At 47.5% G+C, this 18,036-nt stretch carries 17 protein-coding genes and 1 pseudogene; 11 read left to right on the top strand and 7 right to left on the bottom strand.

All coding sequences use genetic code 11. From position 1 onward, the window contains the following. Positions 1-69: 69 nt before the first annotated feature. From KNQ04_RS14910 to KNQ04_RS14890, 5 genes are all read left to right on the top strand, one after another. Entirely contained in the window at positions 70-468 is a 399-nt protein-coding gene (locus KNQ04_RS14910) for a MerR family transcriptional regulator (protein ID WP_088836120.1), read from the top strand. Between the two features lie 37 nt (positions 469-505). Beyond that, on the top strand, positions 506-1,819 hold the full coding sequence (locus tag KNQ04_RS14905; RefSeq protein WP_214851691.1) for a hemolysin family protein: 1,314 nt from the start codon (positions 506-508) through the stop codon (positions 1,817-1,819). Positions 1,820-2,414: 595 nt separating this feature from the next. Further along, the gene (locus KNQ04_RS14900; protein WP_214851690.1) at positions 2,415-4,106 is read left to right on the top strand and encodes a LytS/YhcK type 5TM receptor domain-containing protein; all 1,692 of its coding nucleotides are present in this window, start codon (positions 2,415-2,417) and stop codon (positions 4,104-4,106) included. 193 nt (positions 4,107-4,299) lie between these two features. After that, positions 4,300-5,328 carry an aldose epimerase family protein gene (locus KNQ04_RS14895; RefSeq protein ID WP_214851689.1) on the top strand — a complete coding sequence of 343 codons (1,029 nt, stop codon included), beginning with the start codon at positions 4,300-4,302 and terminating at the stop codon, positions 5,326-5,328. Between the two features lie 70 nt (positions 5,329-5,398). Then, a complete protein-coding gene (locus KNQ04_RS14890; protein ID WP_214851688.1) occupies positions 5,399-6,253 on the top strand; it encodes a DegV family protein in 855 nt (284 codons plus the stop codon). A 61-nt stretch (positions 6,254-6,314) separates the two neighbouring features. Here KNQ04_RS14890 and crcB (KNQ04_RS14885) read toward each other — a convergent pair whose 3' ends face one another. Both crcB (KNQ04_RS14885) and crcB (KNQ04_RS14880) read right to left on the bottom strand, forming a co-directional pair. Further along, the gene (gene crcB, locus KNQ04_RS14885) at positions 6,315-6,674 is read right to left on the bottom strand and encodes a fluoride efflux transporter CrcB (protein WP_214851687.1); all 360 of its coding nucleotides are present in this window, start codon (positions 6,672-6,674) and stop codon (positions 6,315-6,317) included. After that, the gene (crcB, locus tag KNQ04_RS14880; protein WP_214851686.1) at positions 6,671-7,075 is read right to left on the bottom strand and encodes a fluoride efflux transporter CrcB; all 405 of its coding nucleotides are present in this window, start codon (positions 7,073-7,075) and stop codon (positions 6,671-6,673) included. The genes crcB (KNQ04_RS14885) and crcB (KNQ04_RS14880) overlap by 4 nt, the downstream gene beginning before the upstream one ends. Positions 7,076-7,219: 144 nt before the next feature. Between crcB (KNQ04_RS14880) and KNQ04_RS14875 the strand changes: the two genes are divergently transcribed. From KNQ04_RS14875 to KNQ04_RS14865, 3 genes are all read left to right on the top strand, one after another. Continuing rightward, positions 7,220-8,698, top strand: a complete 1,479-nt coding sequence (locus KNQ04_RS14875) for a methyl-accepting chemotaxis protein (RefSeq protein WP_214851725.1) — start codon at positions 7,220-7,222, stop codon at positions 8,696-8,698. Between the two features lie 173 nt (positions 8,699-8,871). Further along, positions 8,872-9,801: an NADP-dependent oxidoreductase gene (locus tag KNQ04_RS14870; protein ID WP_214851684.1), complete on the top strand. Its 930-nt coding sequence runs from the start codon at positions 8,872-8,874 to the stop codon at positions 9,799-9,801. Between the two features lie 167 nt (positions 9,802-9,968). Next, positions 9,969-10,544 (top strand): DUF4352 domain-containing protein, encoded by a 576-nt coding sequence (locus KNQ04_RS14865; protein WP_214851683.1) that lies wholly within the window; start codon positions 9,969-9,971, stop codon positions 10,542-10,544. Positions 10,545-10,991: 447 nt separating this feature from the next. Here the strand turns inward: KNQ04_RS14865 and KNQ04_RS14860 are convergent, their stop codons facing one another. Together KNQ04_RS14860 and KNQ04_RS14855 are read right to left on the bottom strand one after the other, a co-directional pair. Next, entirely contained in the window at positions 10,992-11,765 is a 774-nt protein-coding gene (locus KNQ04_RS14860; protein WP_214851681.1) for a nucleotidyltransferase domain-containing protein, read from the bottom strand. 173 nt (positions 11,766-11,938) lie between these two features. After that, the gene (locus KNQ04_RS14855) at positions 11,939-12,295 is read right to left on the bottom strand and encodes a winged helix-turn-helix transcriptional regulator (protein WP_214851679.1); all 357 of its coding nucleotides are present in this window, start codon (positions 12,293-12,295) and stop codon (positions 11,939-11,941) included. A gap of 121 nt (positions 12,296-12,416) precedes the next feature. Here KNQ04_RS14855 and KNQ04_RS14850 point away from each other — a divergent pair, with 121 nt between their 5' ends. Continuing rightward, positions 12,417-13,280 carry a VOC family protein gene (locus KNQ04_RS14850; protein ID WP_214851677.1) on the top strand — a complete coding sequence of 288 codons (864 nt, stop codon included), beginning with the start codon at positions 12,417-12,419 and terminating at the stop codon, positions 13,278-13,280. A 315-nt stretch (positions 13,281-13,595) separates the two neighbouring features. On the opposite strand, the gene KNQ04_RS14845 is transcribed toward KNQ04_RS14850, so the two are convergent. Further along, the gene (locus KNQ04_RS14845) at positions 13,596-14,483 is read right to left on the bottom strand and encodes an Rgg/GadR/MutR family transcriptional regulator (protein WP_353049736.1); all 888 of its coding nucleotides are present in this window, start codon (positions 14,481-14,483) and stop codon (positions 13,596-13,598) included. Between the two features lie 153 nt (positions 14,484-14,636). Here KNQ04_RS14845 and KNQ04_RS14840 point away from each other — a divergent pair, with 153 nt between their 5' ends. Further along, positions 14,637-15,239, top strand: coding sequence for a CPBP family intramembrane glutamic endopeptidase (locus KNQ04_RS14840; RefSeq protein WP_214851675.1), 603 nt, complete (start codon positions 14,637-14,639; stop codon positions 15,237-15,239). A gap of 62 nt (positions 15,240-15,301) precedes the next feature. Here the strand turns inward: KNQ04_RS14840 and KNQ04_RS14835 are convergent, their stop codons facing one another. Then, positions 15,302-16,087 carry an NUDIX domain-containing protein gene (locus KNQ04_RS14835; protein WP_214851674.1) on the bottom strand — a complete coding sequence of 262 codons (786 nt, stop codon included), beginning with the start codon at positions 16,085-16,087 and terminating at the stop codon, positions 15,302-15,304. Between the two features lie 386 nt (positions 16,088-16,473). On the opposite strand from KNQ04_RS14835, the gene KNQ04_RS14830 reads away from it, so the two are divergent. Continuing rightward, a complete protein-coding gene (locus KNQ04_RS14830) occupies positions 16,474-17,055 on the top strand; it encodes a DedA family protein (protein WP_214851673.1) in 582 nt (193 codons plus the stop codon). A gap of 95 nt (positions 17,056-17,150) precedes the next feature. Here KNQ04_RS14830 and KNQ04_RS14825 read toward each other — a convergent pair. Beyond that, a pseudogene (locus tag KNQ04_RS14825) lies at positions 17,151-18,036 on the bottom strand (copper amine oxidase); the annotation flags it as partial.

Here is an 18,036-nt window from a genome sequence, read left to right as displayed (position 1 = left end):
ACAAGCGTAACGTTGTACTGTACGGTTTTGGCGTGTTATGATACAAATACAATTTCACTAGAGAAGGGGGTGAGAATCTTTGGGAAGGCGCTACTTAAAATCGGTCAGGTCGCGGAGACCACCGGCTTATCAAAACGGACGATCGACTACTATACGTCACTCGGTCTCTTAACATCAGAACGCACGGCGGCCGGCTACCGGTTATATCCGGAAGATGTCGTCCATCAAGTTCAAAAGATTGAATATTTAAAGACACAGCGACTTTCCTTACAAGAGATTCTTGCTTCATTTACGGAACGGGAAGAAAAAACGGGAGATGTCATTTATCAAGAAGTACAGCAACTTCAAGATACGGTCAAAGGATTGGAGCGGCGTTTACTCGAATCAACAGAGTTCGAAAAACAAGAGATTCGTCTTGAGTTATCACGTCGTCTCACCTTGATTGCATCCTTGATTGCACAGCTGTAAAAACAAATAACTGGAGGTGACCCCTGTTTAGGGGATTTTGGATACTATACTTTTCATCAATTTATTTTTAGTGGTGTTGTTGATTGTGTTAACAGCGTTTTTCGTCGGATCAGAGTTTGCGGTCGTTAAAGTTCGGATGTCGCGTCTCGATCAAATGATTCAAGAAGGCAATAAGAGTGCGATTCTCGCCAAAAAGATTGCCGGTGATCTCGATTACTACTTGTCTGCCTGTCAGCTTGGAATCACAGTAACGGCACTTGGACTCGGGGCGCTCGGAGAACCGACCGTCGAAAAGATTCTCCACCCGGTCTTTGACGAATTCGGTGTCTCGGCTGCTGTCTCGACACTCCTATCGTTCGGGATTGCCTTTATTTCCGTGACATTCCTGCACGTCGTCATCGGAGAACTCGCGCCAAAAACGCTCGCGATCCAATACGCGGAAAAAATGACCTTGCTCTTCGCACGTCCACTGTTCATTTTCGGTAAAATCATGTACCCGTTCATTTGGTTACTCAATGGATCGGCACGTTTTTTCCTTGGATTATTCGGTGTAAAACCTGCTGGACACGAACAAGCCCACTCGGAAGATGAATTGAAAATCATCATGGCACAAAGCTTCCAAAGTGGTGAAATCAACCAAACGGAACTTGCTTTGATGCAAAATGTGTTCGCCTTTGACGAGCATGTCGTCAAAGATTTAATGGTTCCACGGATGCGGATGGCGACGATCTCGGAGCGTCTCTCAAAAGCAGAACTGATGGAAATCTTCATGGACAATCCGTTCACACGTTACCCGGTAACGGAAGAAAACGACAAAGACCGGATTCTCGGTTACATCAACGTCAAAGAAGTTTTGACGGATTTTGCGAATGGACATCAGTATCCGGTGACACATTACTTGAAGGATTTACCGGTCGTCTCAGAAACGACGTCGCTTCAAGATACGTTACGAAAAATGAAAGAAACGCGTTCGCACATCGTCCTCGTCGTTGACGAATACGGTGGTACGGCGGGAATCGTCTCGATGGAAGATTTACTGGAAGAAATCGTTGGCGAAATCCGTGACGAATTTGATACGGACGAAGTCGAAGAAATTCAAGAGTTGCCGAACAACGAGTACCTCGTTGCCGGAACGGTCTTGCTGGAAGATTTAGAAGAACGGTTTGGTCTCAAGTTTACGAACGACGAAGATGTCGATACGATCGGCGGTTGGATCCAGATGCATAACATCGATCTTCAGCCAGGCGAACATATTGATACAGAGACGTTCTCTGTCGAAGTGATGGAGATGGAGAACTATCAAATCAATCAGATTAAACTCTGGTTGCACCCGCTCGAAAAAGCAGAATAAGAATAAAATGCAAAATCCTCTTGAGTTAATCAAGGGGATTTTAGCATGTAGACAAACGCTTATGAAGCGTGAACATGCGCTATCGAGAGGCAATCCGTTCGCACTTTGCTGTCTCGCCTCGTATTCAAAGCGGCAATCGAACAAAGCTGCAGGGTTGCGATTGATTGCTTTTCACGGTTCTAAAGCGATTCAAAACGGATTGTGCTCTAAACCGTCTGTCTGCCCAGTTTTCCGTCACGGTATGATTTAAAAAGCGTCACGTTTCGTTGACTCCTACGGGAAAAGTGCGTTTTTAACGCACGTTCAGAGGCAGGCAAGACCCTGCTCGTTGTCCGCTAGGATCAAGGAGCAACGGCTTGCGCCTCGCCCGAGGAAAGCAACGAAAACAGACGCTTGCTCTCCCGATGATACGTTGTCTACAGTCTGAAATCCTCTTGAATCAATCAAGGGGATTTTTTTGTTGCTGTGGGAATCAATTTTTCAGAAATTAAATCAGTGTGCGAATAACGGATTAATCAGTAGGGAAAACGGCGTACCGGCTTGAATACTACTAAAAAGAGAATTCATCGTGTCGTTCAAAAGAGGGAGGAACCTTGTGTTAGACTTGATGCCGTTTCTGCTCAGCCGGCTTGGTATGCTGGCTTTACTTGCCTTTTTGTTATCGCAGTGGCGTACGTCACGGCATGTCTTCAAAACCTCGACGAGTCGTTCACGTCGGCTGTCGCTCCTTGTTATTTTCTCCGTGTCAGGTATTTTAATGAATTACGCAGGCGTTGCTGTATCCTCAAATCAAACGATTGACCCGTTACTTGGACTCGCAGTGACGGACGATCAACTGTTAATTGATACACGGTTGACGATCATCGTTACGAGCGGACTCCTCGGGGGACCTGTGATTGGGGGATTGACCGGACTATTTGTCGGGTTCCATCGGTTTTTAATTGGGTCACTCGGTGCGGAGGCGGGCTGGTTCGTTGCAATCCTTGCAGGGACGTTAAGTGGTCTATATAGTCGACGGTGGCGACTGAAAGATAAATACACGTTGCTCCAACCGATTGCGCTCGTTTTGACTATGGTGATACTTGATTTAGGTTTAGCGATTTTACTGGCAGACGATCCGGCAGAGATTTTAACCATCACGGGACAAGCCGTCTTTCCGATGCTGTTTGCGAATGCAGTCGGTATTTTGGTGTTCATTTTGATTTTACGGACGCAGTTGCGTTTTGAGAAGGAACTGTTCGTCCGCGAGAGTGCACGTGCGTCGCGCTTGTTATCAGCGATCCGCCCACTTCGAAAAGAGGGGATGACACGCGATGTCGCTAGCCAAATCGGGACGACGATTTTAGATGAAACAAAAATCGACCGCATTACCTTGTCCAGTCCTTCGGAAGTTCTTGTCGACATTGAAGCAGGAGAGGACCCCGTATATGGGGGAACACCACATGGGGAACTGAACCGCTGGATTGAGGAAGCGGTACCGACACAAATCGAAGAACCCGTGACGCAGCAAATTTTGTCGTTTCATCCCTTGCAGATCAATGGTGAGAAAGCAGGGATATTGTGTTACTTCCCGAGTGATTTGTTTGACGATACGATTGAACAGACGACAGAGCAACTGGTTCACTTGTTGGCGCGTGAGCTTGTAACGTACCGGGAAGAACAGCTCGAAAAACGGTCAAATCCGATACAAAAACCATTTCTTCATCCAAATTATTTGCGTGGCATCGTAGACGAGATTCATCAGACGGCTGATCCCGGAACTCCGGTCAAGCAACAACTCGACGCGTTGCTTCATTTGTTGACGGCGGCACGGCGAATCGATGATTATCCACTTCGGGAAGAGATTGCGACATTAAAAGCCTATCTGTCGCTTGAAGGGACACGACGCCGTCAAAATCAATTGACCCATGCCGATATTACGATTGATTTAGATATCGAAACGGCAATTGAAGAGTCATTTGTGCCGCCATTTTTACTAACGAAACTAGTCGATAATGCATTGCGGCACGCCTTTCCAAAAGACGGACGTCATTTTCGGATTGAGGTCCGTGCTTTTCGGCAGGTGAACGATCTTGTATTAGAAATCAGCGATAACGGTGTCGGGATGAACAAAGACATCCGTCAACGACTCGATGAGGATCAGCTGACAGATACGAGCACGTTATTTGGACTACGCCGTCTGCTTGGTGCAAAATACGGGACGGAAGCGACGTATACGATCCATTCCCGTCTCAACCAAGGAACGCGTATTGCGATAACTTTGCCCCTCTCGCGGAATGATGGATAGCAGACTGGATGAAAACGCGAATCTTCAACTGAAAGTACGGCAGCATATGTTGAGTCGGCTGCCGTACTTTTTTAGATGAAGTCACACGGGCGAATCGAAAGTGATTGCTTTCATGTAACCACTTTGTTTTTTTTTTGAAGAACTCGGGTAAAAATGAAAGCAGACAAAGATGAGATACAGGAGGACGAGGCAGATGATTACAAAAAAAGAAGTCGGTCAGACCGACGAACGGCCGATCATCGCTTTTACACTGATGAATCGAAACGGGCATAGCGTCGAATTGTTGAATCTCGGTGGGAAAATCACAGCCATTCGTGTACCGGATCAAGAAGGGAACATTGAAAATGTTGTGCTCGCATTTGATGAATTAGATGACTATTTAGACGATCCGCACCATCTCGGGGCGACGATTGGTCGCGTCGGTGGGCGAATCGCGAACGGAGCATTCGCGCTCGAAGGCATGAATTATCTCCTCGAACAAAATGAGGGCGAACACCATTTACATGGAGGAAGTGTCAACTGGTCGAATCGATTTTTTGATCACACGATTGAAGGCGATACGCTACAGCTGTCACTTGTCAGTCCGGAAGGCGAGAATGGGTATCCCGGTCAGATGGAAGTCCGCTTAACGGTCGAGTGGACAGACGATGATGCGTTAATTCTGACTTATGATGCGACGACGACGGCCTCGACTCCGTTTAGTCCGACCAATCATACGTACTTTAACTTGACGGGAGACGCGAAGACGACGATCGAACAGCACCGGTTACGGATGGATGCGCCGTTTTATATTCCGCTGGATCAAGATGCTGTCCCAACCGGGGAAATTTTGTCGGTGAATGAGACCGTCTTTGATTTTCGGACACCTCGTCCACTGTACGAAGTGACCCATGCGTCGGATGAAGCACTCCGCCAAGCAGGAAGTGGGGTCGATCATCCGTTCCTTCTCAAAGAAGAGGGCGAAATCGTTCTTGAGGAACCCGTGAGCGGACGAAGATTGCGGGTCGTGACGGAGCAGCCAGGCGTCGTCGTCTATACCGGTAACCATTTAGGTGGAGACTTCACGATTGCCGGTCGCAAGGCAACCCCGTATCTTGGGATTTGTTTTGAGACACAAGGGTTACCGGACGCGATCAATCAACCAGATTTCCCATCCGTTGTCTTACGTGCAGGGGAACTGTACAAAAAACGGACGACCTTCCAATTTGGGCGAATAGAGTGACGTTTCTTGCGAATTACGTGCTCGTATGTGGTACGATAAAGCAAGAAGAATCTAACGGAGGCATAGGAAAATGACTAAAATAGCATGGGTGACCGATAGTATGGCCTATTTCAAAAAGGAAGAGGCAGAATCCATCGGCGTCAATGTCGTACCGATTCAAATCTTGCTCGGCGATACAGCCTATAATGAAGACACGATTACGGTAGAGCGCCTGTTCCGCGCACTCGATGCAGATAAGAAGTTGGTCGCAAAGACATCACAACCGATTTTTGGGGAGTTCGTCGGTACGTATGAACGCTTAAAAGAAGAAGGATATGATTGTGCGATTGCCGTCCACTGTACGAACGGTCTATCGAGTACGGTTCAAAGTTCTGCATCTGCTGCAGAAGCGGCAAGTTTCCCGGTCCATATCATTGATTCGCACACGGCGTTCGAAACGCAACAAGAATTCATTCGTTACGGGATGGCGCTTGAAGCGGAAGGAAAGTCCGTTGAGGAAATCACAGCGGCGTTACATGAACTTTCTAAAAAAACGCATTTTTATATGATCGTCGGCAACATGGAGACGATGCGCCGTGGCGGACGGGTCTCGTCAGGAGATTTGTTCTTAGCGAACTTACTCAGCATTAAACCGATCATCACGACGGATGAAGCCGGTAAAATCGTCCCGTTCAAAAAAGCACGTTCGCTGAAAAAAGCCTACATCGAAATCGTCAAGCAAGTCGAAGAAGCAATGCGCCAGCACACGTTTTATAAAAACCGGATTTATGTTGCGACAACGATGGCACCGGAAATGGCCGCCGAGTTGCGGAATCAAGTTGTCGCGAAGTTCCCGGAGTTAACGGTTCTTGACGGTACATTTGGTCCAGCAATCGGAACACATGCCGGAGCAGAAACAGTCGGTCTCTTCTGGTTGAACGACTAATCAACTCAGCAAAACAAAAACAGATCTGTTTCTCCTTAAATGGAGACGCAGATCTGTTTTTTTAGTTTGTTGCAAGTGCGCACAGTAGACCGAGAAAGGCAGCACCGATTCCGAGAACATAACTCATCCCGAGATAAAGGGCGAGCGTCCGACGACTTTCATCCTGTAACAATTGGAGGGTCTCGAGTTTAAAGGTCGAAAACGTCGTAAATGAACCGAGAAATCCTGTCCCGAGGAACAACATCCATGGCGAATCGAGATGAAGTCCGACGACGAGACCAAGCAAAAAGGAACCGCTGACGTTACCGACGAAGGTTGCGAGGGGGAAGTCACGTGTCCAAAATGTTTTCGTCCACTGACTGAGCGCGAAGCGGCTAAGGGCACCAAAAAAAGCACCAAGGCCGAGTGCAAGCAGATTCATTTGTTCCCCCTCCTTGTCGCGAAGTGGCGGAGGCGCCGCGTTCCAAGTGCGTAACCGAGGTATGAACAAAGTAATCCACCAAACAAACTGATGCACACATAAAGCGCAGCAAAACCGTACGCGCCTGTCCGGAGTAACGTGACCGTTTCGACGCTAAACGTCGAGAAGGTCGTGAACGAGCCGACGAACCCCGTCCCGAGCGCCGTCATCGCATACTGATGGAGTAAATTCGTCCGAAATAAAAAGTGGGTGGCATATCCTAAAATGAAGCAACCGAGCAGATTAATCGCGAGCGTCGCAATCGGAAACGTTCCCGTCGCGAACTGCCCGATCGCTAGACTCAGACCGTATCGTGCCGAGGCACCGAGTACACCGGCTAAACCAACTAAAACATAAAGCATGCTGTCATCCATCCTCTACCTGTATCGTGTTTTCAACATACGCTGTTTCGAATCGAAGCGTCAAGTAGGTAAAAAAGAACCACTAAACCTCTCTTCCTTCATAACCGATATATGACTATACGAACAGGAGAAGGAGTTTTGCAGATGGTATCGCCGCTCGAACAGCTTAGCACTAAAATCTTATCGCGTCTCATCCCGACATTGATCACAATTGCCCATCCGTTGATTTTTATTTTTGCCCAGATGGATTACGTCACGATGCAAGTCTTTTATCAATTTTTAATCGGTGGTGTCCTATTGACTGCCGCGCTCCTCGCCGGAAATCATTTTTTCGGACAACACCCGAGTGGTAAGTACATCCAAATCGTGTTGACATACATGGTTCTTGCCCTAGTGCTCGTTACCTTACCGACACAAAGCATTTGGACGATTGCCTATCTCTACCTCGTCATGTCCGTCGTCTATTTGATTCCACGAATGGTCGTGATGGCAGGTCTTCTTGGTCTCTTTGAACTCGTGCTCTTTACGGTCACAGGGACGATTCAACTGGTCAATTTATTTGATATGATCGTTGCACTTGTCATCTATTTGATGACGTTCGCAGCTGCCGTGTTTGTCGCTGTATTCGGTCGGAACGTCATGACAGAAGTCCGGCTCCAGCAAGAAAAGGCAGAAACGTATGCAGAAGTCTCTCGGACGACGCTTGCCCAATCCGCGGCGACTGCTACAGACGTGACGACGTTCACGGAAGAGATGAGTGAAACGGTCGATACGGCAAAAGCCTCATTCGAGAAAATCGATGACGCGATGAAGATGCTTGCGGCAAATTCAGCGAAAAATGCAACGTCCGTCCGTCAAATTCGGCAAATGAACGAAAGTAACGTCCAATCGATTGCCGATGTCACATTAGCTGTCGATCGCGCTCTCGAACGGAGTTCCTCTTCAAAACTTACAGCTGAGAACAGTCAAGAGACAATCAGTGAAGCAGGTGAGTCGCTCCAACAATTGACGGTCAGCATGGGTGAGTCTGTGACGTCATTCGGTCAGCTCGCGGGACGATTCCAAGAAATCGTGACGATCACGTCAAGCATCAATGCCATCGCCACGCAAACGAATTTACTGAGTTTAAACGCTTCAATTGAAGCGGCACGGGCGGGGGAATTCGGAAAAGGGTTCACCGTCGTCGCGCAAGAAATTCGTAACTTGTCGTCACAAACGGCAGAAGCGTCGAAAGAAATCAATCAAATCATCGAACGGGTCGAACGTGATGTGACGAATACGGGAAGTGCAATCAATGCGAGTACGGCATTACTCCGTGAGCAAGAGGAGCGGATGCAACAGAGTCAGGAGGCCTTGCAAACGATTGCGGCAGATTCGTCAGACTCAGTCCAAGCAATCAGTGGTGCACGTCAGCAATTCGCTACGATTACGAGTAGCCTAACGGATATCACGCAGGCGACAGAACAGCTGGATGCTTTCATGGATCTGTTATTGACGAGCAGTGATCAGTTATCGGGTCTGACCCGGTCACAAGTCGAACAGATTCGGGACTTGCAGCATGCGATTCATGCGTTGAACGCGACGGCATCGACGCTACGCGAGACGACACAAGAACATGGATAAGTCAGATCAAAACCAATCCTTGTGACGGACGGTTCCGACATCCTCGCTTTCCATAAGAGTTTGTCTATAGTTCTAAGCACACCGTCCCACAAGCGGTGTGCTTTTTCGTTTGTGAACCAAGCAGAATGGGAAGAGAGTAAGGGTGAATGAATAGATTAAAGGAGGACGATGAGATGAAAGCAGCGTATATCGAACAATATGGTGGATCGGATGAGTTCAAAGTAGGTGAGATTGAGCAACCGACGATTGGTGCAGATGATGTATTGATTGAAGTTCATGCAGCGAGTGTCAATCCGGTTGACTGGAAACTGCGCGAAGGATACTTAAAAGAGATGCTCAGTTACGAAATGCCGCTTGTCATCGGTTGGGATGTATCGGGTGTCATCAAAGAAGTCGGAGCGAACGTGACCGATTTGAAGGTCGGAGATGAAGTCTTCAGTCGCCCGGATATTGCCCGTCAAGGCACATATGCCGAGTATGTCGCTGTCGATGCCCATCTCGTCGTCAAAAAACCAGCTTCCCTTAGCTTCGAGGAGGCCGCATCACTGCCACTCGTCGCGCATACGGCATGGCAAGTCATGTTCGAAGTGATGGATGCGAAACCAGGCGACCGTATTTTCATCGGTGCCGGTTCAGGTGGTGTAGGAACGGTCGCAATCCAACTCGCGAAAGCACATGGCTTGTATGTCGTCACGTCAACGAGCACGACGAACGTCGATTGGGTCAGTGAACTCGGAGCCGACGAAGTCATCGACTATAAACAACAAGACCCGGCAGACAGCGTGCGTGACCTTGATTTCGTTTTCGATACGATGGGGGGAGACGGACAGGGCAAACTCTACAAGATGCTTAAAGAAAATGGGATGCTCGTCTCGATTTCAACACCGCCAAACGAAGAGGAAGCAAAACAGGCGAAGGCACGCGTCGAATATGTCTTTATGCAACCGACAGGCGAACGGATGAAAAAAATTGCGGAAGCCGTCGAAAAAGGTGAATTAAAACCAGTCGTCGATCGGATCTTTGATCTTGAGGATACGAAACAAGCGCATGATTACGGAGAAGAAGGTCATGCGAAAGGTAAAATCGTCATTAAAGTGAAATGACCTAAGAACGTCTTGACTCAAACTTAGAGCCAAGGCGTTTTTTAAACGTCATTTTACATACCATAAACAAAAAATAACCTGGTCAAAAATAATAAAAGGTCTACCTCTTGCCTCTTTCTATACTAGGAGTATCACATCACCAGCCAAAAGAAAGAGGAGGAAGAAACATGAAAAAAGTAATCAAGTGGGGCGCGTTTCTCGTCATCGGGTTCATCATTCTCTCAGCATTAATGAACAGCGAAGAACCAAAAACAGCGGAGCCGGAAACGACCGTTGAAGGGAAGGAAGAAAAAGAAACAACGAAACCAAAGGCGGTGGCAAAGCCGGCCGTAAAAAAAGTGATTCCGAAGGTGGGCGATCAAGTAAAAGTCGGCAAACTGACCTATACCGTCAATGACGTCAAACAAGTCGCGACCCTTAGTAATGTATTAGGTGAAAAAAAGACGTCGGGTCAATTTCTCGTCGTTGACGTGACGATTTTGAATCGGGACAAGGAAGAACGGTTCGTCGACAGCGAAATGTTTAAAGTCAAAGTCGGCGATACTGAATATTCGGCAGATGCCGAACTCGATTCATATGCCAATGACGGAGGGCTCGGATTTTTCCTGGAGACGATTAATCCGAATATCGAAAAACAAGGGAAGATTGTGTTTGAGCTACCGAAGAATGCAAACGGATATGTCCTCGAAGTCTCGTCCGGGTTCGGCTGGTCCGGTGGGGAGTCGAAACAAATTAAGTTATGACGCAAGGTACACTGGACAAAACGCCCTTCCGATGTGGAAGGGCGTTTCAGGCTGTAGACAACGTGCGATCGGGAGATCAAGCGTCCTTTTTCGTTGCTTTCCTCGGGCGAGGCGCAAGCCGTTGCTCCTTGATCCTCACGGACAATGAGCAGGGTCTTGCCTGCCTCTAAAAGTACGTTAAAAACGCACTTTTCCCCGCAGGAGTCAACGAAACGCGACGCTTTTAGATAATACCGTGAAAGAAATCCAGTCATGCAGACGGTTTAGGGCGCAATCCGTCTCGAATCGCTTTGAAGACGAGGCGAGACAGGGAAGCGCGACCGGATTGTCTCTCGTTATCGCATGTTCGCGCTTCATAAGAGTTTGTCTACACGCTGAAACTCCCTTCCGATGTGGAAGGGAGTTTTTTTGTTGATCAAGTGATATCTGACAAAAGCGACAACCTGTTCAATGGGAAACAGACGTTGAGCGGAGGAGACGATCAAGTAACACAAGTGTCTCCGGCTGATCCTGTAATGTCGTCTGCAAAAAGGTGCGTTCTTGTTCGAGTAACGCAGCATAGCGACGTCCGGCTTCTTGATGCGTCGCCGGGACAAGGACGTCATAAACGGCTTCGAACGGGATACGCCGGTCGTCCGGTAAGTAATCTGGAATCGTCTTCAGTCCGAGTTGGGCCCGTTCCGGCAGATAGTGGTGCAACAGGACTTTGGCGAATTTCGTTAATGCACTGCGTAACATTTCGACTGCCCATAAACCGTTGCCGCGTGCGGCAGCTTTCTGATATTGGAAGTAGAACCAGACGGCGTCAATCGCCTCGTCTTCGAATTCCTGCTTGGCAAGGGTCAGAGAACTTTCTTCGATAAACGGTGCTAACTGATTTTTTGGGTCATAAAGGACACGGATGGCATCTTTTTGATTTAACGAATCCGTCGTGACAGTAAATAAGTCGACATGTAACAGATCATCGTAGACGGCGATCATTTGCGGGGCGACGATGAACAGGTCATCGTGCCAAATGACAGGCCGGTAGGCTTCGAGGTGCGCCAGTCGGCGAGGTAAGAACGTCGAAACAGCGTCTTCCGCGACGAGGCAGTAGAGGTCGAGATCGGAATGGTAATCTTCTTCCCCCCGACCGAACGAGCCTTTCAAAAAAATCGCTTCAACGGTCGGATCCTGTTTGAGCCGGTCTGTAAGTTGTTCGATGGCATATAGCTGGTGCATAAGTAAGTCACTCCTTCAAGCAGTCTATTTCTTCAGTATACGTGAAATAAGGGATATTATTCCATTGTCATTTTTTACTGATTTACGAAAACGGGGGAGGAGAGAAAAAACAACCACACAAAAAGGGACTGGCTCAAAAGCCATCCCTTCGAATAATCGGCCGTTTCAAATACTCAGCGCAAAGAAGCTGCCTTCTGATCCTCTTCTTTTTGTTCCATATGTGCGGCATGCTGTTCGCCCCAATGGTTCATCGCATGGAGAATTGGCATGAGTGTCCGCCCGTAATCCGTCAAGGAGTACTCGACGCGGGGGGGAACGACTTGGTAGATTTCACGGTGTACGATATCGTTTAGCTCAAGTTCACGTAGTTGAGCTGTCAGCATCTTTTGGGTGATATTCGGTAATTGTCGTTTCAGTTCACTGAAGCGGAGTGTTCCGTGTGTGATCAAGACAAGTAAAATCGACGGTTTCCATTTTCCAGTCAAGATTTCGAGTGCCGTCTCGACCCGACAGCTTGGTGTCTCTTCCATCGGTCTTCCTCCTTCATGGTATCGTTGAGGATACTATACCACTTATTCGTGCCTACTTCCGCTTCCATCGCTTCCGCGTAATAATAGAGACACGAGCCATTTAATTGAAGGAGGAAACAAGATGTCCATTCACCCACAGATTACACTCGGTCCTGTTCGCTTACGCGTGACGGATCTCGATCGTTCCGTTTCATTTTATACCGAATCACTCGGATTGCGTCTGCTGACACAAACCGATCAACTGACTGTACTTGGCGCACAAGGTACACCACTCGTTGAGCTGGAAGTCCATCCGAACGCCCGTCGCTTCCCACCGAACTCGGTCGCTGGGTTATACCATTTTGCGATTTTGCTACCGAACCGAAAAGAACTTGGCTTCGTCATCCGGAATCTGATCGCACAAGGCATTGAGGTTGGTCAAGGCGACCATCTTGTCAGTGAAGCATTCTATTTATCAGATCCAGATGGGAACGGCATTGAGATTTATGCCGATCGTCCGCGGGATACGTGGACGTATGAAGCGAATGGCGACGTCAAAATGACGACGGATCCTGTCGATTGGCAAAGCATGCTCGTTGAAGCAGGAGAAGAAGATTGGTATGGCATGCCAAGCGAGACGGTCATGGGACACGTCCACTTCCACGTGAAGACACTCGAAGCAGCGCGAAAGTTTTATGTTGAGACACTCGGCTTTGAAGTAGCAGCTGACGCTTCCCGGATGCGGGCGTTATTCGTTGCTGCTGGCGGTTATCATCATCATATCGGTCTGAACGTCTGGTCTGGTATCGATGCACCGACGAATCCAAATGATGCGGTCGGTCTCGTCTACTGGACGTTACGCTATCCGGATCAAGAGACGCTCCAAGAAGCAATTAAGGCGTTGAAAGCTTCTGCTTATACTGTTACGGATCAAGCAGGAGATGTGTATGTCACCGATGATGCTGGAATTACCGTTCGACTCACGGTTACACCATCCGTAAACTAACCTGATTAACCCTCGTCTGTATGCGATGATCGCATGGACGAGGGTTTTATACTGGATATCATCATTAAATCTCATAATAAAAAGAGTTGGATCGAGAAAAATCCAGATAACGGCATCGCTAGTTGCGCTCCAAATAGGTGGGTTTTCATATACAGATAGGAGAGCAAAAGAAGACCAAGCGAAAGAAAGAATCGTTCCCACCGGATGTTACTCGAATTTGATTTTTTCATGGAAAGTCACCGCCCTATAATCGAATATAGGTGTATCGTATCGAAGAACAAGGGACGGGATAAAAAAAGTCACTTATTTAAGACCTCATTCAGGAGGATTCGTTGGACGAAGCAATTGATAAAACGAACGTGATAATGCGGCTTGGTGAGAATAGCCAAGTGTTTCATAGATCATGATAGCTTGCTCGACTTGGAGTTTTCCAGCTGAGACATTCCCTTGAGCAATTAGTAGGAGTCCGCTATAAAAGTGGTGTGTATTTCGATAGAACATGGCTTCAACACCTTGTGAAAAATCATCGAGCTGCACGAGGAGTATTTGTGCCATACCAAGTTCAGTCGTCATGATCAATTCATGGATTTCATTAATCAACAATGTACAAATGACGGTTCGTCCGCGTTTGAACTGTTTGTAGCGATGAAGCGAAGGCAGAATGCTACGAAAGTACTCCGTTTTTCGTTCATAGTCGATGAAATCGAGTGTATTCGCAAAAAAACGCAGTTCTCCAATTGTCCACGTCTCAATCCGATCTAAATAGTCATGAATCGTTTGGCGTGTTTCTTTTGAAATTGCCTCTTTTGAAAAGACACTATGCTGATTAAAGTAAGTCAGTTGTTCGATCCGGGCATCGAGTTCGGTAAGACGCAAACTATTTTGATAAGAAGTCGGAAATGCACGATAGGTGGAACGAAGAGCCATCAATCCGTCGATATCATTTGCATTTCCTTTGAGTCCATACTCGTCATAAAAGCGTTCGACAAGAGATTCCTGAAACCCATGGTGGATATAGAGAAATTCATCAATTTCCATACCGAGCCGTTCGAGTAGTAGTTGAATAAGGTGAAAAGAGATTTCATGTTTCCCCTGTTCAAAACGGATTGCATAAGACTTAGACATGACAGAATCGTAGAGATCCTTTTGGGTCACACCTTTTTTGATCCGTAATTCGCGTAAAAGTTCGCCGTGCGATAGAATGACGATCCTCTCCTTTCTTCAAGTGTATCTTTCGAAAAGTAAAAGGTGCTAAATAGGAGACTATTGGAATTATTTTTATCAATCCGTCTTATACTCCAAGTATCAAATGAAGCACGAATTGAAAAACGTGCAATACTCAAGGAGGAACTTATTATGAAAACGATGCGGACAACAAATGGTGGGTTAGTGGTTGGAGCACTGTTGTTACTGGTTGGATTCTTAGGTTTGACGCAGTGGGAATGGGCGTGGTCAGCATTATTCATAGGTGGACTTGCGGCATGGGCAGTTACTTTTAAAAAAGATAGCCTGCAGGTACTGACGTTTCCGAAAAAAGTGTGGATGATTCCACTAGGTGTTTTGCTCTATTTCGTTTCAAGTATGTTAATTGGCTTAATCGCTAGTGCGGCTGGTATGGAATGGGCGGCTAATCCAGCTTCAGGTCATCTCGCGCAAATTGCTCTTATGATTCCCTTCATGTTGATGGGAGAAGAGTTACTTGGAATCGGTGTATTAGAAGGTGCACGCAGTAAAGGATTATCGATGTGGATGAGTACTCTGTTGAGTGCGCTGGTTTTTGGACTCATGCATATTCCGTCATATTGGGACGGCTCCTTCGTATCGACACTCTTGCATGTACTGTTACTTCAAGGGGTAGCGCGATTAATTTTCAACTACATCTATATCAAAACCGGCCGTAGCATTTTTGGATCATGGATTGCGCACATGATTGTCGATTTCATTGCCTTATCGTTTTAAAGCAAAAACATCCAGGAACGGACGTTAGGTTTGCTCCTGGATGTCGTTATACAGTAATCAAGTCAGCGTGACGGGGATGTCGTATTACCATCATAACGGCTGATCAATTCATACGGTCTGACTTTATATAAAGCGTGTGGGAAGTAGTGTGGATCCATGGCGTCGAGTGTACGCAACTGGAAGTGCTCGCGTTTGATGTACTCACTCAGTGAGTCACGCGTCAGCGGGAAGAATCCGACCTCCGTCGTTTCACCTTCTTGTGTTGCGAGTTCACCACCGACCGCTTTTCCGCGGAAGCAAACGCAAAGAACGTGACTTGAGACGTTTTGATAAATACCGGTGATCCCGTCGATCGTGACATCGATACCGGTCTCTTCTTTAACTTCTCGTTTGATCGCGTCAAGAATCGACTCATGATTTTCGACTTGTCCACCTGGCATCTCGTACGTATCACCACGATGTAAGTTACGGACCAACAGGACTTCACCCGCATCGTTCGTAATATATGCGGTCACACTGACAATCGCGCGAGGTGGAGCATACGTACCAGTTGCTGTCATGAAGTCTTCATACGATTTGATATACAAATTTTTGCCGAGTCGGGCGCGCTTTTTCATCGCTTCGCGGCGTAAAGCACTGTTGCGGACATCACGATCGACTTGTTCGTAATGTTCACGGTCGCGATATTCCCAGATGGCGATGACTTCATCTTCAGCCTCGGTCACCCAGCGACCAACAAGACGAGCACCATGACTAACTTGAAGCGGGTACAAATAGGTATGGAAAAACTCAGTAAATTCTTCTAAGCGTTCGGGACGAATCGTATAGGTCTTCCGGCGATGTAACATGGAAATTCCTCCTCTATCATACAAGCAGATATACGTTCAGGTTCTTTACTACACTTCTCTTTATGTAAGCGGATTCCCTTCTTTTTTAAATGAATCAAGATGACTAAAAAAAGGACTTCGCGGGGAGCGAGATCGTTTCAGCCCCTAAGCAAAATCTCGTTCTTTTTTTGCAAGGAGCGATGGATTGCATTGTGTTTGATGACATGACAATGATACCGTCACCCGTGACGTTTGCTGCTGTACCGAAGCGGTCTTGTGCGCTATCAACGTACAAAAATTAAAATCCAAATGTTTTTGGTTCGAAATACTTTGTTCGACAAAGGACACTCAAAAACAAAAAAATCGGGCATACTGTCTATATAGAGAAAAAAGGAAGTGAGCGATTAATGGATTTAATGGCACTCGTCCGACTAGCGGGCGGCATCATGTTTACGCCGTTATCAGACGATGTATTGATGATGGGATATACAGCGTTACGAATCAAAGAAGGTGTGCATCCTGTTCTCATATGGCTAGCCGCGTGGCCGATATTTTTTATTTCCTTTGCGTGGTTTTATTTGCTGGCACGTTTCTTCCGCGAAATTCCATTCATCAAAAAGTTCATGAAAGTTAAATTTTTGACGCGCGCCGAAGACATTCTGGATCGCCGTGGTCTTTGGGCGATTGGGCTGTCCTTCTTTTTACCGGGCGTGCGCCATCCGATTCATTATGTCGCGGGATTACTCGCGTATCCGCTTCCGCGTTACCTGGGGATGACATTTTTAGCTGCCGGGTTGTACACAGGCCTCTGGACATTCATCATCGTCCGGATTGGTCAGGCTGTCACGTGGTCGGAGTTATGGGAATGGATCATGACAAACCCGAGCATGATTTTTATCATCCTTGCCGTCGTGTTGATTATTGCCGGCGCCTCCATTATGCATGCGAGACGGCGACACCAACTGGAGAAAGAAGCGGTTGCTGAGTGATTCAGAGTACGGTTACCAAACCGGGTATATACAAAAAAGACACGTTCGCCGAAGCGGAACGTGTCTTTCGTTTGAATGAAGTTGATGAAGTGAGCTTACGCGTTTTGACGTTTGCGTGCCACGACGATTCCAGCTGCACCGAGTGCAAGACCGAAGAGTGCGAGTGCACCTGTTGTTGCGTTGTTGTTTGTGTCGCTCATGCCGCCGTTACCTGTGTTCGGCATTGAACCTGGCGTACCGTCCATGAATTTCTCAGGTGATTGTTTGACGATTGCTTCACCGAGGTTTTCCCCGACACCGTACATGTAAGCATATGACTCACGGAACGTGTCGACTGAACCTTTGTAGTCGCCTTCCGTGTACTGCATGAACGTGTCTTGGACATACGTTTCATGGCCAGCGACGGCTTCTTGTGCTGCTTTTGTCGGAAGGTTTTCTTCCGTTGCTGCTCCGAGGAACGCACCGAAGTCGTTCGTGAACATTTTGAGCATGTCTTGTGCGTCACCCATCATTTTTTTATCATCGTTGATGGCTGCTGTGACGAGGTTCGCTTGTGCTTCGATGTGGTTTTTCGTCCAGACTTGCTCGAACTGATCCGCACCGGCTTGACCGTAGATTGATTTGATCGCGGCTTTGAAGTCAGCTGTGTGCATGTCTTCCGTCCAGTTCGCTGCGTCGTAGTCTTTCGCTTGATCGACGCCTGCTGTCATGCTGATGTTCGCAAGTGCGACGTGTTCAGCAGCGAGGCTGTTGAGTGTTGACCGGAGGTCAGCGGCTTTTGTATCAGCTTTCGTGTTGTCGAACTTCTCAGGCATTTGTGTTGTGATTGCGACTGAGAGAGCTTTCGAGATGTCATACATGCGGCTGTAACCTTCACGGAACGTGTTGTACGAACCTTCATAGTCGCCTGCTGCATACTCTTGGAATGTTTTATAGACGTCCGCTTCGTGGGCACGGAGGGCTTCTTCCGCAGCGGCTTTT

The organism is Exiguobacterium sp. s193 (genome assembly GCF_018618755.1).
In the GTDB taxonomy this organism is placed as follows: domain Bacteria; phylum Bacillota; class Bacilli; order Exiguobacteriales; family Exiguobacteriaceae; genus Exiguobacterium_A.
The sequence above is the reverse complement of the archived record's forward strand: the minus strand, read 5'-3'. Positions and strand labels throughout refer to the sequence as shown.